Annotated in this window: 2 protein-coding genes; both read left to right on the forward strand. The window is 64.5% G+C overall.

All coding sequences use genetic code 11. The features are described 5' to 3' along the window. The first annotated feature begins 141 nt into the window (after positions 1 to 141). Entirely contained in the window at positions 142 to 1,299 is a 1,158-nt protein-coding gene (locus ABGB16_RS33540; protein WP_347672068.1) for a hypothetical protein, read from the forward strand. After that, positions 1,296 to 1,892 carry a GNAT family N-acetyltransferase gene (locus ABGB16_RS33545; protein WP_347672069.1) on the forward strand — a complete coding sequence of 199 codons (597 nt, stop codon included), beginning with the start codon at positions 1,296 to 1,298 and terminating at the stop codon, positions 1,890 to 1,892. The genes ABGB16_RS33540 and ABGB16_RS33545 overlap by 4 nt, the downstream gene beginning before the upstream one ends. The last annotated feature ends 253 nt before the right edge of the window (positions 1,893 to 2,145 follow it).

A 2,145-nucleotide genomic window follows, 5' to 3' on the forward strand; every position in this document is an offset into this window, starting at 1 on the left:
GCCATGATGGAACAACGGGCACGGACACTCCTGACGATCACGAGGCGTAAGCACCTTCATGATCATGGATGTCCGTGCCCGCCTCGTATCCGGGGCAGCGCGTCTGACCTATTTGCGCGGGCTCTTATTCACTGGTCGCAGTTGTTCCGGATCCCGTCCCGTTTCCTGTGGTTCAGCCTCCCCGGCCGGTCGATCGAGGTTGCGCAGCCTGACGTCGCAACCGTGAAAGAAGTCGGGCCGGCATTCCGGCCGGCACTGACCGATGCCGACACCACGGCATCGGATCAAGGAGGTGGCACTACGGACCGCCGACAGTTCCACGCCCTCGCTGCCCTCGCGGGCATCGCAGCATCCGGCTCCCTCGACCTGCTCGCCGCACCCACCGACGCGCCCCGGAGTATCGGTACGGAGCAGGTAAGCTACGCCGGCTCGCTGGTGGACAAGTTCCGCCGCGCCGACGCAGCGGTCGGGGCCAACCAGCTCTGCGACATCGCTATCCGGGTACACGCCCAGCTATCGATGTGGGCGGCGAAGGCGACCCACAGCCGGGACGTTGGCGAAGCCCTTCAGGCTACCCTCGCCGACCTCGCCATAGAAACTGCCTGGCTCACCATCGACGCGAATCGCCGTGTGGAAGCCAGGGCTTACCTCAACGAGGCAATCACCAGGGCTCGCTTCATCGATGATCCGCAGATGGAGGTACGCGCCTTCGCCCACCTCGCGCTGCTGACCTGTCAGGACCGTCCCGGCGAGTCGCGGCACAGCGCCGAGGCGGCACTCAGGTCCTCCGCTGGGTGGGGTACCCCACGGCTGGCCACGCTGCTGCACCTGCGCATTGCGAGAACGTACGCCACCCTGAACGACATGAGCGGCTTCAACCGGGCGATGAGCAGGGCTCAACGCGAGTTTGAGCGCGGTGCGAATGAGGACGACATGCCGTTCCTCCACTTCGTCACCGCGCAGGAGATCAAGGGCATCGAGGGCCTTTCCTACCTCGCCCTGGACAGACCTGAACGCGCCGCCGACGCCTTCCGAACCATCACGGAGAATCCCTCCCCCGCTCTCCGGCGTAACCGGATCTACTACTCGGTTCAGCTCGCCGATGCTGCTTGCAGGCAGGGCAACCTCGACGAGGCAGCGCACACGGCGATGAACCTGCTGCCTGAGATTGACCAGGTAAGTTCGGGGCGGGTGAGCCGCCTCTTCGCGCAGGTCCGGTCCAGCCTGGGGCGACCGCAGCGATCGACGGCCGCAAGCCGGGAGTTCGTCGAGGCGTACGACCAGGCGGTGAAAGGATGATCGAAGGGCTGGATCTGCGGCATTACACCGCCGAACAGGCGGCCGGGCTAATCGACCAGCTCATTGAGCTGTACCTGAGGGTACACGCGGACGGCGACGAGTTCCACAGCGAGGACCGGTACCGCCGCCAGCTTGCTGGCCACACGCAGCGCGACGGCTGGGACTTGGTCACCGCCACGGTCGGCGGCGAGTTGGTCGGATACATCTACGGCTTCCCGCTACCCGCCCAAACCAGGTGGTGGGCCGGTATTCGCGAGCCCTTCCCGGCCGGGTTCGCCGACGAGGACGGGCAACGGACCTTCGCCATCAGCGAGCTGATGGTGGCCCCTGACTGGCGACGCCGAGGGATCGCCAAGTCGTTGCACGACAAGATACTTGCTGGCCGTGCCGAAGAACGGGCCACTCTCCTGGCCGACCCGGACAACACCCCAGCCCAGGCCGCCTACCGAAGTTGGGGTTGGCAAAAGATCACCAGGCTCCGTCCAAGCTGGGAGCACGCGCCTACGTACGACGTCCTAATCTTGATCATCGAGCACAGGCCTCGGATGCCTGACCACCTTCGGCCGATCAATCAGCCTCGATCATCAATCTGACTTACAACCGAACCCGCCAATATCCTCCGAATAGACAACGAACGCATGCCTTCGTACGAAGACGCAAAGTACACGTCGCAATACAGTCGTCTGGTCCGGGACGCAGCCGCTCGGATGCTTTGTAACCCAATGAGCCTTTCCGCGTAACGGGTCGTGGCGTTGGGTGATCAGGTTGTGCGGTTGTGCTCGATGTGCAGGAGTACGAGGGCCGCCGCGGTGATCCTGCCGATGTTCCACGGGCACAGGCTGACGT

The organism is Micromonospora sp. B11E3 (assembly GCF_039871625.1).
Classification (GTDB): domain Bacteria; phylum Actinomycetota; class Actinomycetes; order Mycobacteriales; family Micromonosporaceae; genus Micromonospora.

Bases quoted from the DNA above. Each gene is read 5' to 3' on its own strand.
- ABGB16_RS33545 (WP_347672069.1), top strand. From the start codon at position 1,296: ATGATCGAAGGGCTGGATCTGCGGCATTACACCGCCGAACAGGCGGCC.